Origin of the sequence: Streptomyces sp. TP-A0356 (assembly GCF_001417775.1) — a bacterium.
GTDB lineage: Bacteria > Actinomycetota > Actinomycetes > Streptomycetales > Streptomycetaceae > Streptomyces.
Genome location: NZ_BBZJ01000017.1, coordinates 373042 through 397915, shown reverse-complemented (window position 1 = coordinate 397915; position 24874 = coordinate 373042). Strand labels below are relative to the sequence as shown.

19 protein-coding genes are annotated in these 24874 nt (G+C 72.5%); 11 read left to right on the top strand and 8 right to left on the bottom strand.

Going from position 1 to position 24874, the window contains the following annotated elements:
* Positions 1-930 carry a hypothetical protein gene (locus tag ASC56_RS14905; RefSeq protein WP_055491854.1) on the top strand — a complete coding sequence of 310 codons (930 nt, stop codon included), beginning with the start codon at positions 1-3 and terminating at the stop codon, positions 928-930.
* Positions 931-1016: 86 nt separating this feature from the next.
* On the opposite strand, the gene ASC56_RS14900 is transcribed toward ASC56_RS14905, so the two are convergent.
* From ASC56_RS14900 to ASC56_RS14885, 4 genes are all read right to left on the bottom strand, one after another.
* Positions 1017-2513: an NAD(P)/FAD-dependent oxidoreductase gene (locus ASC56_RS14900; RefSeq protein ID WP_055491853.1), complete on the bottom strand. Its 1497-nt coding sequence runs from the start codon at positions 2511-2513 to the stop codon at positions 1017-1019.
* A gap of 503 nt (positions 2514-3016) precedes the next feature.
* Entirely contained in the window at positions 3017-3652 is a 636-nt protein-coding gene (locus tag ASC56_RS14895; protein WP_055491852.1) for a TetR/AcrR family transcriptional regulator, read from the bottom strand.
* 56 nt (positions 3653-3708) lie between these two features.
* Entirely contained in the window at positions 3709-5793 is a 2085-nt protein-coding gene (locus ASC56_RS14890; protein ID WP_055491851.1) for a YhgE/Pip domain-containing protein, read from the bottom strand.
* Positions 5765-6703 (bottom strand): ATP-binding cassette domain-containing protein, encoded by a 939-nt coding sequence (locus ASC56_RS14885; protein ID WP_055491850.1) that lies wholly within the window; start codon positions 6701-6703, stop codon positions 5765-5767. The genes ASC56_RS14890 and ASC56_RS14885 overlap by 29 nt, the downstream gene beginning before the upstream one ends.
* Positions 6704-6895: 192 nt before the next feature.
* On the opposite strand from ASC56_RS14885, the gene ASC56_RS14880 reads away from it, so the two are divergent.
* From ASC56_RS14880 to ASC56_RS14870, 3 genes are all read left to right on the top strand, one after another.
* A complete protein-coding gene (locus ASC56_RS14880; protein WP_055491849.1) occupies positions 6896-7435 on the top strand; it encodes an SAV_6107 family HEPN domain-containing protein in 540 nt (179 codons plus the stop codon).
* Between the two features lie 204 nt (positions 7436-7639).
* Complete coding sequence (locus ASC56_RS14875) at positions 7640-8410, top strand: methyltransferase (protein WP_055491848.1); 771 nt, start codon at positions 7640-7642, stop codon at positions 8408-8410.
* A gap of 277 nt (positions 8411-8687) precedes the next feature.
* Positions 8688-9071 carry a DUF3040 domain-containing protein gene (locus ASC56_RS14870; RefSeq protein ID WP_055491847.1) on the top strand — a complete coding sequence of 128 codons (384 nt, stop codon included), beginning with the start codon at positions 8688-8690 and terminating at the stop codon, positions 9069-9071.
* Between the two features lie 160 nt (positions 9072-9231).
* Here the strand turns inward: ASC56_RS14870 and ASC56_RS14865 are convergent, their stop codons facing one another.
* The 4 genes from ASC56_RS14865 to ASC56_RS14850 all read right to left on the bottom strand — a co-directional run bounded on the left by ASC56_RS14865 (position 9232) and on the right by ASC56_RS14850 (position 15115).
* Positions 9232-11739, bottom strand: a complete 2508-nt coding sequence (locus tag ASC56_RS14865) for a DUF3488 and transglutaminase-like domain-containing protein (protein ID WP_055491846.1) — start codon at positions 11737-11739, stop codon at positions 9232-9234.
* A complete protein-coding gene (locus ASC56_RS14860) occupies positions 11736-13094 on the bottom strand; it encodes a DUF58 domain-containing protein (RefSeq protein ID WP_055491845.1) in 1359 nt (452 codons plus the stop codon). The genes ASC56_RS14865 and ASC56_RS14860 overlap by 4 nt, the downstream gene beginning before the upstream one ends.
* The gene (locus ASC56_RS14855; protein WP_055491844.1) at positions 13094-14122 is read right to left on the bottom strand and encodes a MoxR family ATPase; all 1029 of its coding nucleotides are present in this window, start codon (positions 14120-14122) and stop codon (positions 13094-13096) included. The genes ASC56_RS14860 and ASC56_RS14855 overlap by 1 nt, the downstream gene beginning before the upstream one ends.
* Positions 14123-14509: 387 nt before the next feature.
* The gene (locus ASC56_RS14850; protein ID WP_079102500.1) at positions 14510-15115 is read right to left on the bottom strand and encodes a carbonic anhydrase; all 606 of its coding nucleotides are present in this window, start codon (positions 15113-15115) and stop codon (positions 14510-14512) included.
* Between the two features lie 376 nt (positions 15116-15491).
* Here ASC56_RS14850 and rsmH point away from each other — a divergent pair, with 376 nt between their 5' ends.
* From rsmH to murD, 7 genes are all read left to right on the top strand, one after another.
* The gene (rsmH, locus tag ASC56_RS14845; RefSeq protein ID WP_079102499.1) at positions 15492-16448 is read left to right on the top strand and encodes a 16S rRNA (cytosine(1402)-N(4))-methyltransferase RsmH; all 957 of its coding nucleotides are present in this window, start codon (positions 15492-15494) and stop codon (positions 16446-16448) included.
* Positions 16449-16658: 210 nt separating this feature from the next.
* Positions 16659-17222 carry a septum formation initiator family protein gene (locus ASC56_RS14840; protein ID WP_055491842.1) on the top strand — a complete coding sequence of 188 codons (564 nt, stop codon included), beginning with the start codon at positions 16659-16661 and terminating at the stop codon, positions 17220-17222.
* A 5-nt stretch (positions 17223-17227) separates the two neighbouring features.
* Positions 17228-19180 (top strand): penicillin-binding protein 2, encoded by a 1953-nt coding sequence (locus tag ASC56_RS14835; RefSeq protein WP_305793668.1) that lies wholly within the window; start codon positions 17228-17230, stop codon positions 19178-19180.
* Positions 19181-19405: 225 nt separating this feature from the next.
* Positions 19406-20926, top strand: coding sequence for a UDP-N-acetylmuramoyl-L-alanyl-D-glutamate--2,6-diaminopimelate ligase (locus ASC56_RS14830; RefSeq protein ID WP_055491840.1), 1521 nt, complete (start codon positions 19406-19408; stop codon positions 20924-20926).
* Positions 20927-20930: 4 nt separating this feature from the next.
* On the top strand, positions 20931-22346 hold the full coding sequence (gene murF, locus ASC56_RS14825) for a UDP-N-acetylmuramoyl-tripeptide--D-alanyl-D-alanine ligase (protein ID WP_055491839.1): 1416 nt from the start codon (positions 20931-20933) through the stop codon (positions 22344-22346).
* Complete coding sequence (gene mraY / locus ASC56_RS14820; RefSeq protein WP_055491838.1) at positions 22343-23416, top strand: phospho-N-acetylmuramoyl-pentapeptide-transferase; 1074 nt, start codon at positions 22343-22345, stop codon at positions 23414-23416. The genes murF and mraY overlap by 4 nt, the downstream gene beginning before the upstream one ends.
* Complete coding sequence (murD, locus tag ASC56_RS14815) at positions 23398-24825, top strand: UDP-N-acetylmuramoyl-L-alanine--D-glutamate ligase (RefSeq protein WP_199835990.1); 1428 nt, start codon at positions 23398-23400, stop codon at positions 24823-24825. Before mraY ends, murD begins: the two co-directional genes overlap by 19 nt.
* Positions 24826-24874: the final 49 nt, after the last annotated feature.

The following is a 24874-nucleotide window of genomic DNA, read 5'->3' as shown; positions in this document are numbered from 1 at the left end:
ATGGGCTGGACGGTCCTCTACATCGCGTTCGGCATCGTCGCGCTGTGGCTGCTCGGTGAGGTGTTGCTGCAGTACAAGGCGCGTCTGCGCTGGCGGCTGCTCGCCTTCGTCGGCTTCCTCGGTGTCGTCTTCGGCGTCCTGATCCCCTCGGTGTGGGTCATCGGGCTGGGCGCGGCCGCGTTCGCGGTCGGGCAGACCTATGTGACGCTGTCGTTCCGGCGCGGCTTCGTGGCGGGCTGGGCCGTCGGCAACCGCCCGCACGAGGACGACGGCGGTGGCAGCAAGCGCCGCCGCAGTGAGGCCGCCCGCCAGGACCCGGCGCCCGAGACCCCCGACCCCGAGTCGACGGCTGCCGGAACGTACCGCCAGGACGACTCCTACGACGACGACCGCGACGACGTCTTCACCCGGCCGCAGCCCGCGGAGACCCCGGCCGAGGCGACCGCCGTGTACGAGCCGCAGCCGCTGCCCGAGGAGACGGGTTCCTACGGCATCTACACCGGCGCGGCGTACGCAGCCGCGGCCGACGGGTCCTACGCCGCCGCCGGCCAGGCCCAGGACCAGCAGGCCTACGCGTACGACGGCTACTCGGCATACGGGCAGCAGCAGTACGGCTACGACAACGGCCAGCAGCAGTACTCCGGCTACTCCGACCCCTACCTCGGCACGGGGACCTACGGCGGTGGCGCGTACGACACCACGTACGGTGGCCAGCAGGGGTACGGGCAGCACACCTACGGTCAGGACCAGTACGGGACCCCCACCTACGGCGAGACGCCGCCCGACGGTGTCTGGGTGCCCCAGCAGCGGACCGCCGACGACGGGTCCGGCGCCGCACTTCCGCCGGAGCAGCCCTACCCGTACCAGGGCGACGGCACCGCGCACGGCACCGCGCACGGCAACGGCTTCGACGAGCACTACCGCTTCTGAGCGGCCCGCGGCAGCGGTCGCGATCATCCGAGGGCCCGGTGCCGAGCACCGGGCCCTCGGCGCACTGCCGGACGCTACCGGTGACCTCACCGCGAGCCGCGGAAGTCCGGCCCCTCCACGATGAGCCCGGCCACCAGCGCGCCCGACATGCCGGCGTGGGGGAGGCCCCCGCCGGGGTGGGACCAGCCGCCGACCGTGAACAGGCCAGGTATGCGTGTGCTGTTGGACGGTTGCAGCAGTCGGCCGCCGGCCGCGGCGAGGGCCGGTGCGGGGATCGCGCCGCCGGGCGCGCCGGTGTCCTCGGCGACATCGGCCGGATCCCGCACCTCACGCCAGAGCAGGCGGTCGCCGAGCCCGGGTATCGCGCGCTCCGCGGCACCGAGGATCCGGTCCACGTCGGCCTCGGAGGCGCTCAGGCCCGAGGGCGCCGTGACCGTCAGCGTGACCGCCTCGTGCCCGGCGTCGGGCACCAGCGCGGGGTCGTCCGGCCGCAGCACGGTCACCGTCGGAGCGGGCGGAAGCCCGGCGGGTTCGCCGAAGAGCCGGTCCAACTCGCCCTCGCGGTCGGCCGTGTGGACCACGGTCCGGTGCGCGGTGCCCTCAGGCCGCCCCCCGCGCAGGGCCAGCAGCACCGTCAGACGGCTGGGAGTCCCGCGCCGCGGTGCGACATCGTCCGCACCCCGCGCGGCCGGCGTCCCCGATACCAGTCGGTCGAGGACGCCCGGCGCGACCCCGGCCACCACATGGTCCGCCTCCGCCACCGAGCTGTCCGCCAACTCCACCCCCGCGGCCCGGCCGTCCTTCTCGACGATCCCGGTGACCTCGGTGCCGAGGACGAACTCCACCCCCCTGGCCAGGCACCGATCGTAGAGGGCACGCGCCAGCTCCCTCAGGCCGCCGCGCACGTACCAGGTGCCGAAGGCGTGCTCCATGTACGGCAGCACGGCAGCGCTCGCCGGGGTGGTACGGGGATCCAGGCCGTACGCCAGGGCGTGGCTCTCCAGGAGGGCCGCGAGCCGCGGGTCCCGCAGCTCCCAGGCGGCGATCTCGGCGAGCGTCCGGGCCCGCCGGGTACGCAGCAGCTTCTTGTGCGGCACCGCCGGGTACGGCTCACGCTCGGCCAGCACCGTCCAGTTGGGCCACAGCGGCTCTTCCAGAAGAGGCCGGCGCGTGCGGTCCCAGGCCTCGCGGGCCCGCACCAGGAAGTCGCCCCAGCGCGCACCCGCGCCCGAGCCCAGCGCCTCGTCCAGCGCGGAGACGGTCCCCGCCCGTGACGCGTTCGGCAGGCAGACCTCCGTGCCGTCCGCGAAGACGTGCCGCGACGACGGGTCCACCTGGGCCAGCTCGACGCAGTCCTCCAGCGGCTCCTTGCCGGTCTTGAGGAACAGATCGCGATAGACGGCCGGCAGCGGCAGCAGGCCGGGGCCGGTGTCGAACGAGAAGCCGTCGCGCACGAGACGGCGCAGCGCACCGCCGTACGTCTGCGTACGCTCGTACACCACCACCCGGTGGCCCGCGACGGCGAGCCGGGCGGCGGCCGCCATCGCGCCCATCCCGGCGCCGATCACCGCAATCCGTGCCATGCCAGCGACTCTATAGGCCGCCGCCGACAATCCCGCCGCGCGCCCCTGACCAGTCCTTTCGGGGACCTCACCGGCTTCGCCGCCGACCGGGTGAGTGCCGATACGGACGCGAAGCCCATCAGTGGGCCCCGGAGCGTCCTGGGGATGAGTGCGCGCGAGTGAGTATCCGTACCTAGGCAGTGAGAGTACGCGCGCGGATGGGGGCCGACCTGCGCGAACGAGAGAGTGGAGACACGGAAAGGGGTACGGCTCCGGCACCGCCGACACGGGGCGGCGGAACGGTGCCCGCCCCTGGCCGCTCCTTCCGTCGTCCCCTACGGCGGAAGCGAGACAGGGGGAGACCCGGGGGAACGACCGAACGGGGGTCCAACGGGGGACGACGGGGGAGCACGACGGAGCGCCGGTTCGAGGCGGCCCGCGGGAGACGCGGCCACCCCGACCGGCGCTTTCGTCCGCCCCGCTCCCTGATACTCCAGCAGCGGTTCGTGTCCTGAGCTGCGTCTTTACTGACGGGCGCCGCTCACGCGCCCCTGGAGCAGCCGCGACAGCGAGGCGTGGACGTCGTCCAGGGAGCGCTCCGGCTGGAACGCCTGCCAGTCCAGGGCCGCGACCAGAACCATCCCGACCAGCGCGGCAGCCGTCAGCGGGATGTCGATCTCGTCGCTGAACTCGCCGTTCGCCACGCCGTCGCGCAGCACGCGCTCGATCACCGCGACGACCTGCTGCCGGACCACCATGAGCGTGGACTGCCAGGCCCGGTTGGTGCGCCACAGCTCGGCCACGTACAGCTGGGTGAAGGCCGGGTAGCGGGCGATGAAGCCGAGTCCCGCGCGGATCATCGCGTCCAGGGCGTCCACCTTGGTGCCGCCGGCCAGATCCGTGTTCTCGGCCGCCTCCTGCAAGGACGCGGTCAGGAGCCCCACACCGTGCCGCAGCAGTTCCTCGAAGAGGACGGACTTGCTCGCGAAGTTGTAGTAGACCGTGCCCTTGGCGACCCCGGCCCGTTCGGCGATCTCGTCGACGGTGGTCGCGGAGAACCCCTGCTCCGCGATCAGGGTGACGGCTGCTTCGTAGAGCTTCTGCCGGGTCGCCTCACGACGGCTCGAACCGCCTCCCGCGGCGGCGCTGCTGCGTTCCATGGCCCTGATTGTCACAGGCACCGCCGCCCCGGAGGGCGCAGGCCCGGCCACGGCCGTCACAGGCTCAGCTCCGGGTGCAGCCGGTCGAGGGTCCACACCTGCCTGCGGCGGGCCGACAGGGCGGTGAGCGCGAGGGCGCCCGCGGTGAACGCCGTCAGCACGGCGCACGCCTGCCACACCGGCCCGAGTCCGCCGCCCGTGATGAGCCGCCTGAGGGCCTCGACGACGTAACTCATCGGCAGGAAGGGGTGGATCGCGTTGAAGAAGCCGGGACTGGTCTGCACGGGGTACGTGCCGCCCGCGGAGGTCAGCTGGAGCATCAGCAGTGCGAGGACGAGGATCCGGCCCGCCGCGCCGAATCGCGCGTTCAGCCACTGGACGATCGCCGCGAAGCACGCCGCCACCAGGAACAGGAAGCCGATCGTCCCGGCCGCCCGCAGCATCCGCAGGCCGATCGCCCAGTGCAGCACGGCCATGAGGGCGGCCGTCTGGAGCACACCCACGGCGGCCACCGGAAGCCAGCCCGCCAGCGCGATCCGCCAGGCCGAGGCGCCCGCCGCGAGCGCGCGCCGGTTCAGCGGCGGGATCAGCATGTACGCCACCATCGCACCCACCCACAGCGACAGCGGGATGAAGTACGGGGCGAAGCCGGTGCCGTAGTTGGGGGCCTTGTGCAGGTCGTTGGTGGCGAGGTGCACCGGGTCGGACATCACCTCCGTGTGCCGGTCGCGGTCCTGCTTGCCGTAGTCCGGGATCTTCCCCGCGCCGTCGTGGAGTCCGCCGGCGAGCTTCCCGGAGCCGTCGACGAGCTTGTACATGCCTCCGTTGAGGTCGATCGCCCCGGTCGTCAGCTTGCCGACGCCCGCGTCAAGGTCCGCCGCGCCCGTCCTGGCGGTGCCGAGGCCGGTGTGCAGCTTCCGGGCCCCCTTGGCGACCTCGGCGGCGCCCCTGTTGAGCGCGTCCACCTTGGTGACCGCGTTGTCGAGGTCCTCGGACAGGTGCGGTGCCGCCTTGGCGAGCGCCCGGGCCTGCCGCTGGAGGGTCTTGAGGTCCCGCTGCATGCCGGTCATGTCGCCGTGGTAGTCCTGTACCACGGTGTTCACGTCCTTGGCGAGACGGGCCGCCTGGGCCGCCGCGTCCTTCGCCTTCTCGAGGTCGTCGCACGCCGGGTCGGGCACGAGCTGCTCGACGCAGCGCCTGCGGTAGACCGCGTCCAGCGCTTCGGACGCCTTGCGGGTGCCGTCCGCCGCGATGGGGGCCGTGGTGACGAACGTGTCGAGGTGGCCGCTGATCACATCCGCCGAATCGGCCACCACGGTCGCGGTGTCGGCGATCTGCCTGCCGTTGTTCTTCAGGAAGGGCCGCACCTGGTCGGCCGCCCCGTGCACCCGGTCGGCCAGCGCCTGCGTGCCGTCCGCGACCTGTTGCGCGCCGTCCTCAAGGTCGCCCGCGCCCGTGTCGAGCTTGTTCACACCGCTCGAGAGCTTCCCGCTGCCGTTCCTGGCCTGCCCGAGTCCGTCGGCGAGGTCCTTGGAACCCTTCTCCGCCTTCCCGATGCCGCCCGTGAGCCGGTCGGCGCCCTTGGCGGCCTTCACCGTCGCACCGTGGATGTCGGAGAACGAGATGTAGATCCTGTCGAGGAACGACCGCGACGCCTTCGTGGAGGCCGCCGCGCGCACCTCGTTGAACACCGTCTTGGAGATCTGCCCGACGATGTAGTTGTTCGCGTCGTTCGTGCGCACCTGGAGGGCGCCCGTCTCGGGGGAGTGCCCTGAGCTGGAGGCGATGCGCGCGCTGAAGTCGGACGGCATGGTCAGCGAGAGGTAGTACGTGCCGTCCTCGACGCCCTTCCTGGCCTCGGCGGAGCTGACCTCGTGCCACTCGAAGGTCTCGCTCCTCCGCAGCCCCTCGACGAGGTCGTCGCCCGCGGTGAGTCTTTGCCCGGCCGCGGTCGCTCCCTTGTCGTCGTTGACGAGCGCCACGGGGATGCGGTCGAGCCGCCCGTACGGGTCCCAGAACGACCACAGGTACAGGGCGCCGTACAGCAGCGGCAGCAGCAGGAGCGCGACCATTGCCGCGCGGGGCAGCCTCCCCCTGCCGAACCGCCTGAGCTCAAGCGCGGCCAGTCTCGGCGAGCGCATCCGCCGTCTCCTTGTCGTCGTCGCTGCCGTCCCGGGACGGCTCCTGGGGGGTGGCCGCCTCGCGTGCGTCCTGCTTGCCGCCGGCGGCGTCCGAGGGGTCCTGCTCGCCGCTCGCGCCGTCCACGGGGTGCGGTTCGCCGCCCGCGGCCCCGGGCGAGTCCTCGGCGTGGCCCGGTCGTGGGCCGTCGTGGGGCCCCGCGCCGGCCGCGGGTGCCGTGGACACCACGACGGCGCCCTCGGGGGCCTCGGCGCACACCGCGAGGACCGTGGTCCCGGCCTCGGTGAGGGACCTCAACATGCCCCAGGCGGCGGCCCGTTCGGCGCCGGACAGCTTGAGGTCGGCGTCGTCGACGGCCAGCAGGAGCGGACGGCCGATCAGGGCCAGCGCCACGGACAGCCGCAGGGACTCCAGCCGCTCCAGGTCGCGTACGGCGGTGCGGGTGCCCTTCGGCAGCGCCTCCGGGTCGAGTCCGGCGGCCGCCAGGGCGGTGTCGATCCGCCGCCCCTTCTCGGCCGCCCGCTCGCTCCGCGGTCGCAGCAGCGCCCGCAGGGAGTCCCCGAACCGGGCTTCCAGCAGGGCCCGTTCGCGCAGGTGCTCGCCGACGGTCAGCGCCGGGTCGAGGTCGGTGACCCCGGGCACGTGCGCGAGCGCGCTGATCCGGCGCACCGTGGACATGTCCTTGGGCAGCCGGTGGCGCCCGACCGTGGCACGCCCCTCGGTCGGCTTCATCCGTCCGGTGAGCGCGAGCAGCAGACAGGTCCGGCCGGAGCCCGAGGGTCCGGCGACGGCGATGAGCGAGCCGGGCTCCGCATCGAATCCGACGCCCCGGAACGTCCAGCCGCGCGGCCCCTTCAGCCCGAAGTCCACAGCGCCGACGGCGACCCCGGCCGCCTGCTCCTGCATGTCCATGCCCCCCTTGTTCTCCCCTGGTCGGCCGGCCCGGGTCACGGGCCGCGTCTTTTGAACTGACTGGTCAGTGCAAAAGCTACCCCGAACCCATGAGCGAAGCAAAAGCCCAGGTCGGAACGGATTGTCAGTGCCATACCGCACGATGAGCACATACGGCCACAGTGCCGTCACACAGACGACAGGAGGTTCGTCATGGCCAGCGACCACGCAGCCGCCGCACGCCGGCGCCGCGGCACCGGCCCTGCCCCCTCACTGACCGGCCCGGCGGCCGACGTGCACCCCGTGCTGCGCCGGGCCACGGCCCCGCCCGCCGCGCTCGACCTGCTCGCCCAGGCCCGCGCCGGACTCGACGAGGCGACCGTCCTCGAAACGCCCAACGAGCGGTATGCGACCGCCCATCTGGCGGCCCTGCGCACGGCGGCCGCCGTCCTCGCGGCGCGCGGGCGCCCGGAGCCCACGGCGCGGCGCCGCGCCAGGATCAGGAGCGCCTGGGAAGTGCTCCCCGAGATCGCGCCCGAACTCACTGAGTGGAGTGCGCTGTTCGCCTCGGGCGCCTCCCGGCGCGCCCGCGCCGAGGCCGGCATCCAGGGCGCGGCCAGCACCCGCGACGCGGACGATCTGATACGCGACGTGGCGATGTTCCTGCGGCTGGTCGAACGGATGCTGGTGCTCCAGCCGGTGCTCCCACAGCCCCGGCAGGAGGGGGACCGCGAGATCCCGGACGCGGGCTGAGCCCGGGGCGTCGCGGGGCCGTCGACGGGGGCGGGCCGGGGCCCGCCGGCCCGGACGGGAGCGGAGTGGGTCGGGGCTCCGGGCAGTGCGCGAGAGGCAATAGGGTGGAGGCGCCTGAAGCCTTTCGCCCTGGTACCGGGGCCGGAAGGCCGTCCGATCGCTCCGCCGTACACCAGGCGGTGCCGCGCCGAGGAGTCAACTGCCGTGTCGGACCCGATGCGCCCCCGCGCCTCTCTCCGTACCGCCGTGGTCTGGGAGGTCCTCAAGGACGCCCTCGACCGCCGCGTCAAGGCCACGGGGCGGGATGTGCTGGACGTCCTCGACACCGGCGGCGGCAGCGGCAACTTCGCCGTGCCCGTCGCCCGCCTCGGCCACCGTGTCACGGTCGTCGACCCCAGCCCGAACGCGTTGTTCGCCCTGGAGCGCCGGGCCGCCGAAGCCGGTGTCGCCGACCGGGTCCGGGGCGTCCAGGGCGACGCCCACGGCCTCTTCGACGTGGTGCAGCCCGGTGGCTACGACGTAGTGCTGTGCCACGGCGTCCTGGAGTACGTGGACGACCCCGCCGAGGGTGTCCGCAACGTGGTCGCCGCGCTGCGCCCCGACGGCGTTCTGAGCCTGCTCGCCGCCGGTCTCGGCGGAGCCGTGCTCGCGCGGGCCCTCGCCGGGCACTTCAAGGAGGCCAAGCAGGCGCTGGAGGACCCGAACGGCCGCTGGGGGGCGGGCGACCCCGTGCCGCGCCGCTTCACCGCCGAGCAGCTCACCGCGCTCGTCGAGGACGCGGGCCTGAGCGTCGGCGCCGTGCACGGTGTCCGGGTCTTCGCGGACCTCGTCCCCGGCGTCCTGGTCGACACCGAACCCGGCGCCCTGGAGGCGCTGCTCAAGCTGGAGTCCGCGGCCGCCGAGGTCCCCGCGTTCCACTCCGTGGCCACGCAACTCCATGTCCTCGGTGAGACCCAGGGGGCGGCGGAGGCCTGAGCCGGCTCCCGTGACCCGCCGCTGATCAGCGGCTTGGCGGCGGATGGAGTACGCCACAGGCCCCCCCACAGGGCGGTGTGCGCCGTATGATCGAGAGAGACCGCCCGGCATGACGGGTCGGCCGCTGGGGAATGGAAGCCTCAGCGAGCCGGGACGGCCATGGCGGATCTCGGTTGGCCAATTGGCGCAGAGGGGCGGGTTTCAAGGGGGCGATTCCCTGCCTATCCTGAAGGGGACCCCCCGGTCGCCCAGGCGACTGCACGATGAGGAGGACTCCGTGCCGCTCTCGGAGCACGAGCAGCGAATGCTCGAGCAGATGGAGCGAGCGCTGTACGCCGAAGATCCCAAGTTCGCGACAGCGCTTGAGGGAAGCGGGCTGCGTACGTACACCCGGCGACGGGTCTACCAGGCGGCCGCGGGCTTCCTGGTGGGTATCGCGCTCCTCATGGCCGGAATGGTCGCACAGCAGATCTGGATCAGCGTGGTCGGGTTCCTCGTCATGCTGGGCTGCGCCGTGCTCGCCGTGACCAGTTGGCGCAAGGTCCCCAAACCGGGCGAGCAGGCGGCGCCGGGCGTCCGCAGGCAGGTCCGGCAGCGACGCTCCATGATGGACCGCATCGAACAGCGCTGGCAGCGGCGCCGGGACGAACAGGGCCATTAGCCCGGGCGAGAGCCGAGGACACGGAGACATTCGTGCAGGGGGCGACCACCGAGAGGTGGTCGCCCCCTGATGTCATGCGTTGACGACTTGCCATGCCGCGACGACGGCCCACCGCGTACCGGAACAGGAGCAGCGCCCCAGGGCGGAAGCCCGCCGGGTGTCAGCCGCCGCCCTGCTGTCCGGACGGGCGCCGCATCAGGATCGCCCAGCGCTCCGCCCAGCGAGCTCTGACAGCCGCCCAGCGGTCGCCGGCGGCCCACAGGGCACGCATGGCCGAGCGCGGTGCCACCACCGCACGCACCCGGGCCCGCCGGTCGGCCGTGGACCGCAGTGCCGCCCGCAGAGTGCGCACATCGTCGACCAGACCGGCACGGGAACGCGGCTGCGGGGCGAAGAGCACCTGCTCCACGGCTCCGGCCACCCGCTGCACGGCCTCGGCCGTCGGTGCGTCCAGCCCGCCGAGCCGCACGATCCGCTCGGCGGCCTTCCGCGGGGTCAGGGCGTCGTCCGGCGGAATGCCGTAGTCCCACGCGGTGTCCGTGAGCTCGCGCCACACGGCCAGGGTGTGCCCCACGACGACCTCGGCCATCACTTCCGGAGGCGCCTCGCCCGGCAGGGCGCTCACCCCGACCTCGTCCGTGCGGCGCGCACCCGCCCCGCCCTCGTGGCTCTCCACCCGGCGCAGCGGCAGGGTGGACGGCGCGTGCCGGGCGGAGGCCAGCCGCACCGACCGGCTTCTGAGCCGCCACAGCATCGGCGCCAGCGGCACCGCGACCAGGGCCAGCCCCAGCAGTGCCCACACGAGGATCCGGTACCACGGCGGTCCACCGTCCCCGGAGCCCGCCGCGGCCTGCGCGGACTGGGTCGGGCACGCCTCCAGCTTCCGCATGCTCGCCGAGCAGCTCTCGCTCGCCGAGGGCGCGATGGACGGCATCGTGGACGACGACACCGACGGCCGCGGCACGGCCGGGCTGTCCCCGGTCGGTGCGTCCGACTGCGTGTACGAAGGCGTCGACCCACGGTTCGGGGTCGGCTCGAAGCGGGTCCAGCCCACGCCCTCGAAGTACAGCTCGGGCCATGCGTGCGCGTCCCGCAGCCCGACCGACATCGAACCGTCCGCCTGCGGCACACCCGGGGTGAAGCCCACCGCGACCCGCGCCGGTATCCCCAGCGTCCGGGCCATCGCGGCCATCGCGAAGGAGAAGTGCACGCAGAAGCCCTGCTTGTCCTTCAGGAACCGCCCGATCGCCCCGGCCCCGCTGCCGGCCTGCACCTGCGTGTTGTACGTGAACCCGCCGGAGACGGCGAAGTAGTCCTGCAGCTTGACCGCTTGCTCGTAGTGGTTGTACGACCCGGTGGTCACCTTCCGGGCAGTCCGCGCCACCACCGCCGGCAGGGACGCCGGAACCTTCGTGAACTCGCGCCTGAGCGATGCCGGCGGCTCCGGCGCCGTGGCCAGCTGCTCCGCCGTCGGCTGGACGATCAGGCTCTTCACCGCGTACTGCAGGCCCCGTGTGTTCTGCCCGTGGTCACCGACGAGGGTGCGGCCCACCGGCTCGTACCGCCAGCTGCCGTTGATCTTCACGCTGGTCGGGGGGTACGGCATCGGCAGCCAGTCCTGCGCGTACCAGTCCGCCGCCGAGATCCGCGTCTCGATCTCGGTCCGCCGCACGCTGCCCGCCAGACCTGTCGGCGTGGGCAGTCTGTCCGGTACGGCGACGATGTGCCGTTGGGCGGGCTTCCAGGTGGTGCCGTCGAAGTCGTCCAGGGCGACGATCCGCAGATACATGTCCTGGTTGTCGTCCGTGTTGGTGCGGTACGCCATCACCTGACGGTCCTGACTCACGTTCAGGCTGTCGCGCAGGGACACCAGCGGGTTGACCGCGGAGATCGTGCTGCCGTCGCCGATGCCCGCTCCGACACCGCCCCCCGTGCCGTCCAGCAGCCCGCCCCGCAGCGAGGGCAGGGCGAGCGGGACCACCAGGGCGACGCCCAGCGCGACCGCGCCGATACGCCGACCGGTGCGCACGGGGGCGACCGCGCCGCCGGAGTCCGCAACCGTGGTGCGGGGCGCGCCGCTGAAGACCCGCCCCCACTGGGAGAGCCGGTCGCGGCCCTCGGCCAGCAACAGCATCAGATAGCCGCTCGCGGCGACGAGGAACCACAGCCAGTCGGTGCCGCCGTTGGAGAGGCCCGCGGCCACCGAGTACAGGGCGAGCAGCGGAAGCCCGGCGGGCGCCGCGGCACGGAACGTCACCGCCACCGCGTCCACCAGCAACCCGATCAGCAGGACCCCGCCGACGATCATCAGCCGGATCCCGGGGGTCAGCGGTGCCGGGATCGCATACCGCCCGACGTCGTCCGAGCCCGACCGCAACAGCTCCGCGAAGTGGCGGAGGGCGTCGGGGCCGGGGATGAACCCGACGATGGACTGGCCGCGGGCGAAGGTCAGCGTGAGCAGCAACAGGCTGACCGTCGTCTGACAGGCGAGGGTCAGGGGGCGCGCCAGTGGGACCCGTCGGGTCAGCGCGCCGACGGCGGACTGCACCGCGACCAGGAAGGCCGCCTGGAAGATCCAGGTGGCCGGGGCCACCAGCGGCAGCAGGGCGCACGCCGCCATCAGCGTCGCCGCCGCGGCGCACAGCGCCAGCCGCGCCCGCCCGCTCATGACCCTCCCTCCGCACCACTCACACAGCCCACGCCCGTGCGCTGCTGGTCCGCCTCGCGCCACAGCTCCGCGAGCGAGACGCCCCGGGGCACCCGCACAGCGGCCCAGCCCGCTTCGCGCAGCATCCGCAGCCGCTCCTCGCTCCGGTCCAACGGGCCCGGCACATCGGTCGGTTCGCGCACCCAGGCGCCGCTGTCCAGCAGGAAGGCGAGCGCGCCGCCGCTGCGCCTGCTCATCTTGGCGGCCATCGAGGCCTGCTCCTCGTCGAGGTCCCCGAAGAAGGCCACAAGGAGTCCCTCGTTCCCGCCGCGCAGCACGTCGTAGGCGCGTGACAGGCCCGTGCCGTCCGAGTGGTCGATCACGGCGAGCGTGTCCATCATCAGCCCGGCCGCGTCCGCGGACTCCTTGCTCGCGCCCGCGAACCCCTCCGCGCCCTCCCCGGGCACCGAGCTGCCGGTGTCGGTCAACAGCCTTACCGAGAAGCCCCGTTCAAGCATGTGCACCAGCGTGGAGGCCGTGCCCGCCACCGCCCACTCGAAGGCCGAGTCCGGCCCCGCGCCCCGGTAGGCGATGCCCCGGGTGTCGAGCAGCACCGTGCACCGGGCGCGCTGCGGCTGCTCCTCACGGCGCACCATCAGCTCGCCGTAGCGCGCGGTGGAGCGCCAGTGCACCCGGCGCAGGTCGTCACCGTGCCGGTAGCCGCGCGGGATCACGTCGTCCTCGCCCGCCAGCGCCAGTGAGCGCTGCCGCCCGTCGCCGTACCCCCTGGCCTCACCCGTGAGCAGCACCGGGGGCAGCGGCTCCACGCGGGGGATGACCGTAAGGGTGTCGTACGTCGAGAAGGAGCGGGTCAGCTCGCACATCCCGAAGGGGTCGGTCAGGCGCAGCTGGAGCGGGCCGAGCGGATAGCGGCCGCGCAGGTCCGAGCGCACCCGGTAGGACACCTCGCGGCGACCGCCCGCCTCCACCCGGTCCAGCACGAACCGGGGGCGCGGACCGAGCACGTACGGCACCCGGTCCTGGAGCATCAGCAGGCCGGTGGGCAGCCGCGAGACGTTGTCCATCCGCAGATGGACCCGGGCCTCGGAACCCGCGGGCACCCGGGAGGGGGACAGCCGGCGGCTGCCCGCGACCCGGTACCGCGTGCGGTACAGGACCGTCGCGCACACCAGGGGCAGCACGGCGAGCAACAGCCCGACCCGGAGAAGATCGCTCTGGCCGAGGACGTAGGCGCAGATCGCGGCCGCGACGCCGGCGGCCAGGAAGGAGCGCCCGCGCGTGGTCAGTCCGGTCAGCGCGGTACGCAACCCGCCGCCTTCCTCCCCGGCGGTGGGCGCCGTCCCCCCGTGCGTCATCACAGCCTCCGGGGCGGCTGCTGGCCGTAGCCGCGGCCCATGGTGAGGCCGGACTGTTGCTGGGGCGCGGTGGGCACCGGGGTGTGCTGCAGGATCTCCTGGACGACCTGCTCCGCCGTGCGCCGGTTGAGCTGGGCCTGGGCGGTGGGCAGCAGACGGTGGGCCAGGACGGCCACGGCGAGGGCCTGGACGTCGTCCGGCAGCGCGTACTCCCGGCCGCCCAGGGCCGCGGAGGCCTTCGCCGCGCGCAGCAGGTGCAGGGTGGCGCGCGGTGAGGCGCCGAGTCTGAGGTCGGGGTGCGTGCGCGTGGCGGAGACCAGGTCCACCGCGTAGCGCCGGACCGGCTCGGCGACGTGGACGCCGCGGACGGCCTCGACCAGCTTCACGATGTCGTGCGCGTGCGCCACCGGCTGGAGGTCGTCCAGCGGGTTCACCCCGCCGTGGATGTCGAGCATCTGCAGCTCGGCCTCCGCGCTGGGGTAGCCGATGGAGACACGGGCCATGAACCGGTCGCGCTGGGCCTCCGGCAGCGGGTACGTGCCCTCCATCTCGACCGGGTTCTGGGTGGCGACCACCATGAAGGGGCTGGGCAGTTCGTAGGTCTTGCCGTCGATGGTGACCTGGCGCTCCTCCATCGACTCCAGGAGCGCGGACTGGGTCTTGGGCGAGGCGCGGTTGATCTCGTCGCCGATGACGATCTGGGCGAAGATCGCGCCCGGCTTGAACTCGAAGTCGCGGCGCTGCTGGTCCCAGATGGAGACGCCCGTGATGTCCGAGGGCAGGAGGTCGGGAGTGAACTGGATGCGCCGCACCGAGCAGTCGATGGAGCGCGCCAGCGCCTTGGCGAGCATGGTCTTGCCGACGCCGGGCACATCCTCGATCAGCAGATGCCCCTCGGCGAGCAGCACGGTCAGCGAAAGCCGTACGACCTCGGGCTTGCCCTCGATCACTCCTTCCACCGAACTGCGGACACGCTCCACAGTGGCGGTCAGATCAGTAAGGCTCGCTCGATCGTCATAGGTCGTCACCCGGCCCTCCTCGGCCCGTTCTTTCTCCGGGCCGACGCTCTGCGATGCGGACCGGCCCACCCCGAAACACGGACACCACGCGGGGAAAGTTCCGCGTGACGCCACACCCGCATTCTTGTTGCCGTTACCGGTTCGTGTCACTCGCCTGTGGATAACTGGTCGCGACATGTCGGCCTCAGAGCTCCGAACAGAATGGGAGTCCGATCAGCTCGCGGCGTCTGGCGCGTGCGATCGCAAGGCGAGCGTGTGCCAGGCGCCGCGAGCCGGGCGCCCATTCTGTTTGGAGCTCTTACGGCCTGGTCGGCATACCCGCGCCGGGACTCTTGTCCGAATGATTGTTCGTTGAGTGACGGAACGCGGTGCCGAGGTGGGCGCCCGTGCGTGGTGTCACGCGGGGTCGATCTCCCGCAGCAGTCCCGTCCTCACATCGAAGACGAACCCGCGGACGTCGTCGGTGTGCAGCAGGAAGGGGGAGGTGCGCACACGCTGCATCGACTGCCGTACGTCCTGGTCGACGTCGCGGAAGGCCTCGACCGCCCAGGCGGGCCGCTGGCCGACCTCCATCTCCAACTCGTGCCGGAACTCCTCGGTCAGGGACTCCAGCCCGCAGCCGGTGTGGTGGATGAGGACGACGCTGCGGGTGCCGAGCGCCCGCTGGCTGATGGTGAGCGAGCGGATCACGTCGTCGGTGACGACGCCGCCCGCGTTGCGGATGGTGTGACAGTCGCCGAGTTCGAGGCCGAGCGCGGCATGCAGGTCCAGCCGGGCGTCCATGCAGGCCACGACCGCGACACGCAGGACGGGACGGGCGTCCATCCCGGGGTCGGTGAACGCCGCGGCGTATCGCTGGTTGGCCTCCACGAGGCGATCGGTGACGGGGCCGCCTATGGCGCCTTCGGGATCGATGGGAACGGATGCAGAAGTCGTCATACCCATGACGTTACTGGTCACGGCCGATCCAGGCCTGCTGTGAGAGCGGACAAAGAACGTCATCGCGGCTTGTTGTGACATGACCCACACCAGGGTGGTGCCTCCGTCGAACGGGTGAATCCCGTCGCGTCGCACGGCACCGGCGGGCGGGGTGCGCGACGCGCAGGCCGGTTGATTGACCGCAACACCGGGTGGACTAAAGTGACGCGGAGCGGGAGGCGAGACGCTCTCCCTGCGGACTGTTCACCCCGGAGACACCGGCGGCGCGCCGGTATCTCCCCGCGTGCGCGGCGCGTACGTACGGCTCGGCCTCCTCCCGCTCCCGGTCGGCTGACGCCTCCGGCGCCGGCGGGCCTCCCCTTCATGGGGGCCCCAGCGTCGGCCGGGGGAGGGTGGGGGACGGCCGGGCGGACCGGCGCGCCGGATCTGAGAGGCCCCCTTGAGCAAGAGTCGACACGTGCCCGTCATGCTCCGGCAGTGCCTGGACATGCTGGCCCCGGCCCTCGCCGAGCCGGGGGCCGTCGTGGTCGACTGCACCCTCGGGCTCGGCGGTCACAGCGAGGCGCTGCTGACGCGGTTCCCCGAGGCCCGGCTCGTCGGGCTCGACCGTGACAAGGAGGCGCTGCGCCTGTCCGGGGAGCGGCTCGCCCCCTTCGGAGAGCGTGCCACGCTGGTGCACGCGGTCTACGACGAACTCCCCGACGTGCTCGACCGGCTGGGCATCGAGCGCGTCCAGGGCGTGCTCTTCGACCTCGGCGTCTCCTCCATGCAACTCGACGAGGCCGAGCGGGGTTTCGCGTACGCGCAGGACGCCCCGCTCGACATGCGCATGGACCAGACGACGGGCCTCAGCGCCGCCGAGGTCCTCAACAGCTACCCGGCGGGCGAACTCGTACGGATCCTGCGGGCCTACGGCGAGGAGAAGCAGGCCAAGCGGATCGTCTCGGCGATCGTGCGCGAGCGCGAGAAGGAGCCCTTCACCCACAGCGCGCGCCTGGTGGAGCTGATCCGGGACGCGCTGCCGCAGGCCGCCAAGCGGACCGGCGGCAACCCGGCCAAGCGCACGTTCCAGGCGCTGCGCATCGAGGTCAACGGCGAGCTCGCCGTCCTGGAGAGGGCGATCCCCGCGGGCGTGAAGGCCCTCGCCGTCGGTGGCCGGATCGCCGTCCTGTCCTATCACTCGCTCGAAGACCGCCTGGTCAAGCAGGTGTTCGCGGCCGGCGCCGCCACCACCGCGCCCCCCGGGCTGCCGGTCGTCCCGGAGCGTTACCAGCCTCGGCTCAAGCTCCTCACGCGCGGTGCCGAACTTCCCACCGAGGAAGAGGTCGCCGAGAACCGCAGGGCGGCCCCGGCCCGCCTGCGCGGCGCCCAGCGCATCCGTGAGGACGCCGAGTGAGCCGTACGAAAGGGGTGGGCGAGTGAGCAGGAGACCCGAAGGGCGCCCGGGCGCGCCGGCCCGCGAAGGGCGCCCGCCCCGCCCCGGGACCGCCACCCCGACCCGTCCGAAGCAGCCCCCCGCCCCCACCGGGCCGCCCCGTGCGTCCCGGCCCCGGACGACACACCGAAGGACCCGGCACGAGGGCGGGGAAGCGCGGCGGGAGGGCGCGTGAGCAGAAGACCCGAACTCAGGGGGCGCGCCGCCCGGCTCGCGCGGCTGATCCCCGTCGGCGGTGGCGGCGGGGCCGCCCGCACCCCCTTCGTGCTGCTCGTCGTCGCGTTGCTCGGCGGTGGGCTCATCGCGCTTCTCGTACTGAACTCCGCGCTCAGCGAGGGGGCGTTCGAACTCGACGACCTGCAGAGGCAGACCAAGAGCCTCACCGACGAGGAACAGGCCCTCCAACGGGACGTCGACGCCTACTCGGCCCCCGACGCACTCCAGCGCCGCGCCCGCGAACTCGGCATGGTCCCGGGCGGCGATCCCGCCTTCCTCAACCGAGACGGCACCGTCAGGGGCGAGCCCCAGGCCGCCGCCCGGCAGTCCGCGGCGAGCGGCGCGGCCCTGCGGCCGCCCGAGGTGCTCAGCCCGTACCCGAGCCCCAAGGCGCCGTCGTCCTCACCCTCGCCGTCCCGCAGCGCCCCCTCGCCGTCCCCGAGCGCCCCCTCACCGGCCGGCTCCACGGCGCCACCCTCCTCCCAGCCCGCACGCCCCTCCCCGACCCACGGCAGGTGACGGAAGTGTCCGACAGGGAACCGCCACGCCGCCGGGTGCCCGGCCCCGCGCGGCCCGTACGGCCCGACGCCCGGCGCCGCCCGAACCCCGGTGCCCACCCCCCGCGTCGCCCGGCGCCGGCGCGTGGCCCCGCCCCGAGCACCATCCGGCTCGGCAGCCCCCGCCCCCGACTGCGGATGGTCGGCCTCGCCCTGACGCTGGTCGTGCTCGCCTTCGTCGTACGGCTGGTCCAGGTGCAGGCCGTGGACGCGAGCGCGTACGCCGCCAAGGCCGACCTGAACCGGTACGTCGGCCGGACCCTGGCCGCAGTACGCGGCGAGATCACGGACCGTAACGGCGTCGAGCTGGCGAGCAGCGTGGACGCGTACGACATCACGGCCGACCCGACGCTGTTCACGCCGGAGGCGACCCGGACACCGGACGCCCCCGAGCAGGCCGCAGCGCTCCTCGCCCCGATCCTCGGCCAGGACTCCGCCTCGGTCGCCCAGAAGCTCAGGACCCCGCACACCCGCTATGTCCTGCTGGCCCACCGCCAGACCCCGCAGGTCTGGAACCAGATCAAGGACCTGAGGAACACGCTCGCCGCCAAGGCGCGGACCGACCGGGGCACGGCCAACGTCCTCGCCGGCGTGCTCGCCGAGCCCACCAGCAAGCGCGTCTACCCCAACGGCGATCTCGCCGCCGGGATACTGGGCTGGGTCAACGCCGACGGCAAGGGCGGCGGCGGTATCGAGCAGCAGCTGAACAAGGAGCTGGCCGGCAAGGACGGCAAGATCCGCTATGCCCAGTCCGGCGGCCGTCTGGTCCCGACCGCGGGCTCCACCGAGACGCCCGCCGTGGCCGGTTCCGACGTCGAGCTGACCATCGACCGCGACATCCAGTGGGCCGCCCAGAGCGCCATCACCGACCAGGTGAGGAAGTCCGGGGCGGACCGCGGGTACGTGGTGGTGCAGGACACGCGCACCGGCCAGATCCTGGCCATGGCGAACTCGCCCGGCTTCGACCCCAACGACCTCTCGGGGGCCAATGCGGCGGCCCTGGGCAACGCGGCCCTGCAGGACGCGTACGAGCCCGGCTCCACCGCCAAGGTCATGTCGATGGCCGCCGTACTGCAGGAGAACGTCGCCACCCCCATGACGCACGTCACCGTGCCCAACCGGCTGCACCGCGGCGACCGGCTCTTCCAGGACGACGTGGACCACGGGACCTGGTACCTGACACTCAACGGCGTCCTCGCCAAGTCCAGCAACATCGGCACCATCCTGGCCACCGGACAGCTCGGCAGGACCCAGGCGGAGGCGAACGGGACCCTCTACTCGTATCTGCGCAAATTCGGCATCGGCAGACCCACCGGACTGGGCTTCCCCGGTGAGACGAACGGCATCCTGGCACCGCCCGGCAAGTGGTCCACTTCGCAGCAGTACACGATTCCTTTCGGCCAGGGCATGTCGATCAACGCGGTGCAGGCCGCATCCGTCTACTCGACCGTCGCCAACGGCGGCGTCCGTGTCGAACCCACCCTCGTGCGCGGCACGAAGGGACCGGACGGCCGCTTCACACCGGCCCCGAAGCCCGCGACGACCAGGGTGGTCAGCGACAAGACGGCGAAGACGCTCGCCCAGATGCTGGAGTCCGTGGTGGACGACGAACAGGGCACGGGTGTCAAGGCGCGCATCCCCGGCTACCGCGTCGCGGGCAAGACGGGGACGGCCAACCGCGTGGATCCGGCCACCGGCAAGTATCGCGGCTACACGTCCTCCTTCGCCGGGTTCGCGCCCGCGGACAACCCCCGCGTCACCGTCTACTGCGCCATCCAGAACGCCACCAAGGGCAGCTACTTCGGCGGCCAGATCTGCGGCCCCATCTTCAAGCAGGTGATGGAGTTCGCCCTGAAGACCCTCCAGGTCCCGCCCACCGGGGCCGGGGCCGCGAACCTGCCCGTGACGTTCACGCCATGATCAGCACTACGGGAAAGACCGACCAGGAACCAACTCGTGACAACGATCACCCCGGATCCCGGGAACCAGACCCCGCCCTCGCCCTCTCCCGCCCGTCTCCCACCACCACCCCCGCCGGACCGCGCTTCGCGCGGACTCCCTTTTCGCTCCGGCGGGGGTGCGCCCGGTACGCTCACCGCCGTGCCACACGCTGATCAGTCCCACATCACCCAGAAGGGCGCTTCCGTGACATACCCGGGACCGCCGCGACCGGTTCACGTCTCCGCCGCACCCCTCGCGGAGCTCGCCGATCAGCTGGGTGCCACCGCGCCGGAGAGCGCCGCCGAGGTCACGGGCATCACCCATGACTCGCGCGCCGTCCGCCCCGGCGACCTGTACGCCGCCCTGCCCGGCGCCCGCCTGCACGGCGCCGACTTCGTCACCCAGGCGGCCGGCCTCGGCGCGGTCGCCGTGCTGACCGACCCGGCCGGCGCCGAGCGCGCCGTCGCCACCGGGCTCCCGGTCCTGGTGACCGACGACCCGCGCGGGCGGATGGGCGAGCTGGCCGCCACGATCTACGGCCACCCGGGACGCGATCTGCTCCAGATCGGCATCACCGGCACCTCAGGCAAGACGACGACCGCCTACCTCGTCGAGGGCGGTCTGAAGACCAGCCGCAGCACCGGACTGGTCGGCACCGTGGAGATGCGCATCGGCGACGAGCGCATCAAGTCCGAGCGCACCACCCCGGAGGCCACCGACCTGCAGGCCCTGTTCGCGGTCATGCGCGAGCGCGGGGTCGAGGCGGTCGCCATGGAGGTCTCCAGCCACGCGCTGGTGCTCGGCCGTGTCGACGGCTGTGTCTTCGACATCGCCGTGTTCACCAACCTCAGCCCGGAACACATGGAGTTCCACTCCGACATGGAGGACTACTACCGGGCCAAGGCACAGCTGTTCACGGAGAAACGCAGTCGGCTCGGCGTGGTCAACCACGACGACGAGTACGGCCGCAGGCTCGTCAAGGAAGCGGGCGTCCCCGTCGTCACCTTCTCCGCCGAGGGCCACCCCGACGCCGACTGGCGCGCCGAGGACGTCCGGATCGGCCCCCTGGACTCCACGTTCACCGTGATCGGCCCCAAGGACCAGCGGATCATCGCGAAGTCGCCGCTTCCGGGCCCCTTCAACGTGGCCAACACCCTCGCCGCCATCGTCGCCCTCGCCGAGGCCGGTCTCGATCCGCAGGCCGCCGCCGACGGTGTCGCCGCCGTGCCGGGTGTCCCGGGACGCCTGGAGCGTGTGGACGCCGGACAGCCCTACCTCGCGGTGGTCGACTACGCCCACAAGACCGACGCCGTCGAATCGGTGCTGCGCGCCCTGCGCAAGGTCACCGAGGGCAGGCTGCACGTCGTGCTCGGCTGCGGCGGCGACCGTGACCGGACGAAGCGCGCCCCCATGGGCGCCGCCGCGGCCCGGCTCGCCGACACGGCCGTACTGACCTCCGACAACCCCCGCTCCGAGGACCCCCTCGCGATCCTCGCCACCATGCTGGAGGGCGCGGCCTCGGTGCCGGCGCACGAACGCGGTGAGGTGCAGGTCTTCGAGGACCGGGCCGCCGCCATCGCCGCGGCCGTCGCCCGGGCACGGCCCGGGGACACCGTGCTGGTCGCGGGCAAGGGCCACGAGCAGGGCCAGGACATCGCCGGAGTGGTCCGTCCCTTCGACGACCGCCAGGTGCTTCGCGAAGCTATCCAGAACACCCAGGGATGAACTTGTGATCGCCCTCTCCCTCGCCGAGATCGCAGCAGTCGTCGGCGGGCAGACGCATGACATACCGGATCCGTCCGTCCAGGTCACCGGACCCGTCGTCCGGGACTCCCGCGAGGTGGAGCCCGGCAGCCTCTTCGTCGCCTTCGTCGGCGAGCGCGTGGACGGACACGACTTCGCGGCAGCGGTCGTCCAGGCGGGTGCCGCCGCCGTCCTGGCGTCCCGCCCCGTCGGCGTGCCCGCGATCGTGGTGGACGACGTACAGGCCGCTCTCGGCGCCCTCGCGCGCCACGTCGTCCAGCGGCTGGGAGCCGCCCTCGTGGCACTCACCGGATCCGCGGGCAAGACCAGCACCAAGGACCTGATCGCCCAGGTGCTCCAGCGCAAGGCGCCGACCGTGTGGACGCCCGGCTCGCTCAACAACGAGATCGGGCTGCCGCTCACCGCCCTGAGCGCCACCGAGGAGACGAAGTTCCTCGTCCTGGAGATGGGCGCCCGCGGCATCGGCCACATCCGCTACCTCACCGGCCTGACCCCGCCGAGGATCGGTCTCGTGCTCAACGTGGGCACCGCTCACATCGGCGAGTTCGGCGGCCGCGAGCAGATCGCGCAGGCGAAGGGCGAACTCGTCGAGAGCCTGCCCTCGTCCGACGCCGGCGGCGTCGCGGTCCTCAACGCCGACGATCCGCTCGTACGAGCCATGGCGTCCCGTACCAAGGCGAAGGTGATCCTTTTCGGAGAGTCCGGCGAAGCGGACGTACGCGCCGAGAACGTGAGACTCACGGACAGCGGACAGCCCGCGTTCAGCCTCCACACACCCTCCGGGTGCAGCGACGTGACCATGCGCCTGTACGGTGAGCACCACGTGTCGAACGCGCTCGCCGCGGCCGCCGTCGCCCATGAGCTGGGCATGTCCGCAGACGAGATCGCCCTCGCGCTCTCCGAGGCGGGCTCCCTCTCCCGCTGGCGGATGGAGGTCACCGAGCGTCCGGACGGCGTGACGGTCGTCAACGACGCCTACAACGCGAATCCCGAGTCCATGAGGGCCGCACTGCGCGCGCTGGCAGCCATGGGCAAGGGACGGCGGACCTGGGCGGTGCTCGGCAAGATGGCCGAGCTCGGGGACGAGGCGCTCGCCGAGCACGACGCGGTCGGACGGCTCGCCGTCCGGCTCAACGTCAGCAAGCTCGTCGCGGTCGGGGGCAGGGAAGCGTCCTGGCTGCAACTGGGCGCATATAACGAGGGTTCGTGGGGTGAGGAGTCGGTGCACGTGTCCGACGCACAGGCGGCGGTCGACCTGTTGCGCAGCGAGTTGCGCCCGGGAGACGTCGTACTCGTGAAGGCGTCCCGGTCGGTCGGGCTCGAGAGTGTGGCGCAGGCGCTGCTCGAGACCGGTGCCGAGGGTGAGGTTGCCGCCCGATGATGAAGCAGATCCTGTTCGCAGGAGTCATTGGCCTCTTCCTGACCATGATCGGCACCCCGCTGCTGATCAAGCTGCTGGCCCGCAAGGGCTACGGCCAGTACATCCGCGACGACGGCCCGCGCGAGCACGCCAGCAAGCGCGGTACGCCGACCATGGGTGGTATCGCCTTCATCCTGGCGACGATCGCCGCGTACTTCCTGTCGAAGGTGATCACGGGCAAACCGCCGACCTTCTCCGGGCTGCTGGTGCTCGGCCTGATGGGCGGCATGGGCCTGGTCGGCTTCCTGGACGACTACATCAAGATCGTCAAGCGGCGCTCGCTCGGTCTGCGGGCCAAGGCGAAGATGGCCGGCCAGCTGATCGTCGGCATCGCCTTCGCCGTGCTGGCCCTGCAGTTCGCCGACGCCCGCGGCAACACCCCGGCCTCCACCAAGCTCTCCTTCGTACAGGACTTCGGCTGGACCATCGGCCCGGTGCTCTTCGTGGTCTGGGCACTGTTCATGATCCTCGCGATGTCGAACGGCGTGAACCTCACCGACGGTCTCGACGGCCTGGCCACCGGCGCCTCCGTGCTGGTCTTCGGCGCCTACACCTTCATCGGCGTCTGGCAGTTCCAGGAGTCCTGCGCCAACGCGCAGACCCTGACCAACCCGGCCGCCTGCTACGAGGTACGGGACCCGCTCGACCTGGCGGTCGTCGCCTCCGCGCTGATGGGCGCCTGCCTCGGCTTCCTGTGGTGGAACACCTCGCCCGCCAAGATCTTCATGGGTGACACCGGCTCGCTGGCCCTGGGCGGCGCGCTCGCCGGTCTCGCGATCTGCTCCCGCACCGAGCTGCTGCTCGCGCTGCTCGGCGGCCTCTTCGTCCTGATCACCATGTCGGTGGTCATCCAGGTCGGCTCGTTCCGCCTGACCGGCAAGCGGGTCTTCCGGATGGCGCCGCTCCAGCATCACTTCGAACTGAAGGGCTGGTCAGAGGTGCTCGTCGTGGTCCGCTTCTGGATCATTCAGGGCATTTGCGTCATCGTGGGACTTGGCATCTTCTACGCGGGATGGGCAGCGGAAAAGTGACCGACTGGCAGGGGAAGCACGTCACCGTCGCGGGCCTCGGCGTCTCCGGCGTCCCGGCGGCCAAGGTGCTGCACGGGCTCGGCGCGGTCGTGACGGTCGTCAACGACGGCGACGACGAGCGGGCCCGGGCGCAGGCCGCGGAGCTGGAGGCGCTCGGCATCACGGTCCGCCTCGGCGACGGCGCAACCCTGCCCGAGGGCACCGAACTGATCGTCACCACGCCGGGCTGGCGGCCCGACAAGCCGCTGTTCGCCGCCGCGGCCGAGGCGGGCGTCCCGGTCTGGGGCGACGTCGAGCTGGCCTGGCAGCTGCGGGGCCCCGACGCTGCCCCCTGGCTCGCGGTCACGGGCACCAACGGCAAGACCACGACCGTGCGGATGCTCGCCTCCATCCTCCGGGCGGCGGGCCTGCGCACGGCCGCCGTCGGCAACATCGGGGTCTCGCTGCTGGACGTCGTCCTCGGCGAGGAGCCGTACGACGTCCTTGCGGTGGAGCTGTCCAGCTACCAGCTCCACTGGGCGCCCTCGCTGCGCGCCCACTCCGCCGCCGTGCTCAACCTGGCGCCCGACCACCTCGACTGGCACGGCTCCATGGAGGAGTACGCCGCCGACAAGGGCCGCATCTACGAGGGCAATCGCGTCGCCTGCGTGTACAACGTCGCCGACAAGGCGACCGAGGACCTGGTGCGCGAGGCGGACGTCGAGGAGGGCTGCCGGGCCATCGGCTTCACACTGGGCACGCCCGGGCCGTCCCAACTCGGCGTGGTGGACGGCATCCTGGTCGACCGCGCCTTCGTCGAGAACCGGCAGAAGAACGCCCAGGAGCTGGCGGAGGTCTCCGACGTCAACCCGCCGGCCCCGCACAACATCGCCAACGCCCTTGCCGCGGCGGCCCTCGCGCGTGCCTTCGGGGTGCCCGCCCAGGCCGTGCGGGACGGGCTGCGGGCCTTCACACCGGACGCCCACCGCATCGCGCACGTGGCGGACGTGGACGGGGTCGCGTACGTCGACGACTCCAAGGCCACCAACACGCATGCCGCGGAAGCCTCGTTGGCGGCGTACGAGTCGATCGTGTGGATCGCGGGCGGGCTCGCCAAGGGGGCGACCTTCGACGAGCTGGTCGCCAAGTCGGCACAGCGGCTCCGGGGTGCGGTGCTCATCGGTGCGGATCGCGCGCTGATCCGCGAAGCCCTCGCGCGACACGCGCCTGAAGTACCGGTCGTCGACCTCGAACGGACCGACACTGGGGCGATGCGCGCGGCTGTGCGGGAGGCGCGGGGGCTCGCCCACCCCGGCGACACGGTGTTGCTGGCGCCGGCCTGTGCCTCCATGGACATGTTCGCGAACTACAACAAGCGCGGGGACGCGTTCGCGGAGGCCGTTCGCGAACTCGACGCCGCGGGCGCCTGAGGCGGGTCCCCGGCCGGACCGGGCGAGCCCGGAATGCTTGGGAGGGACG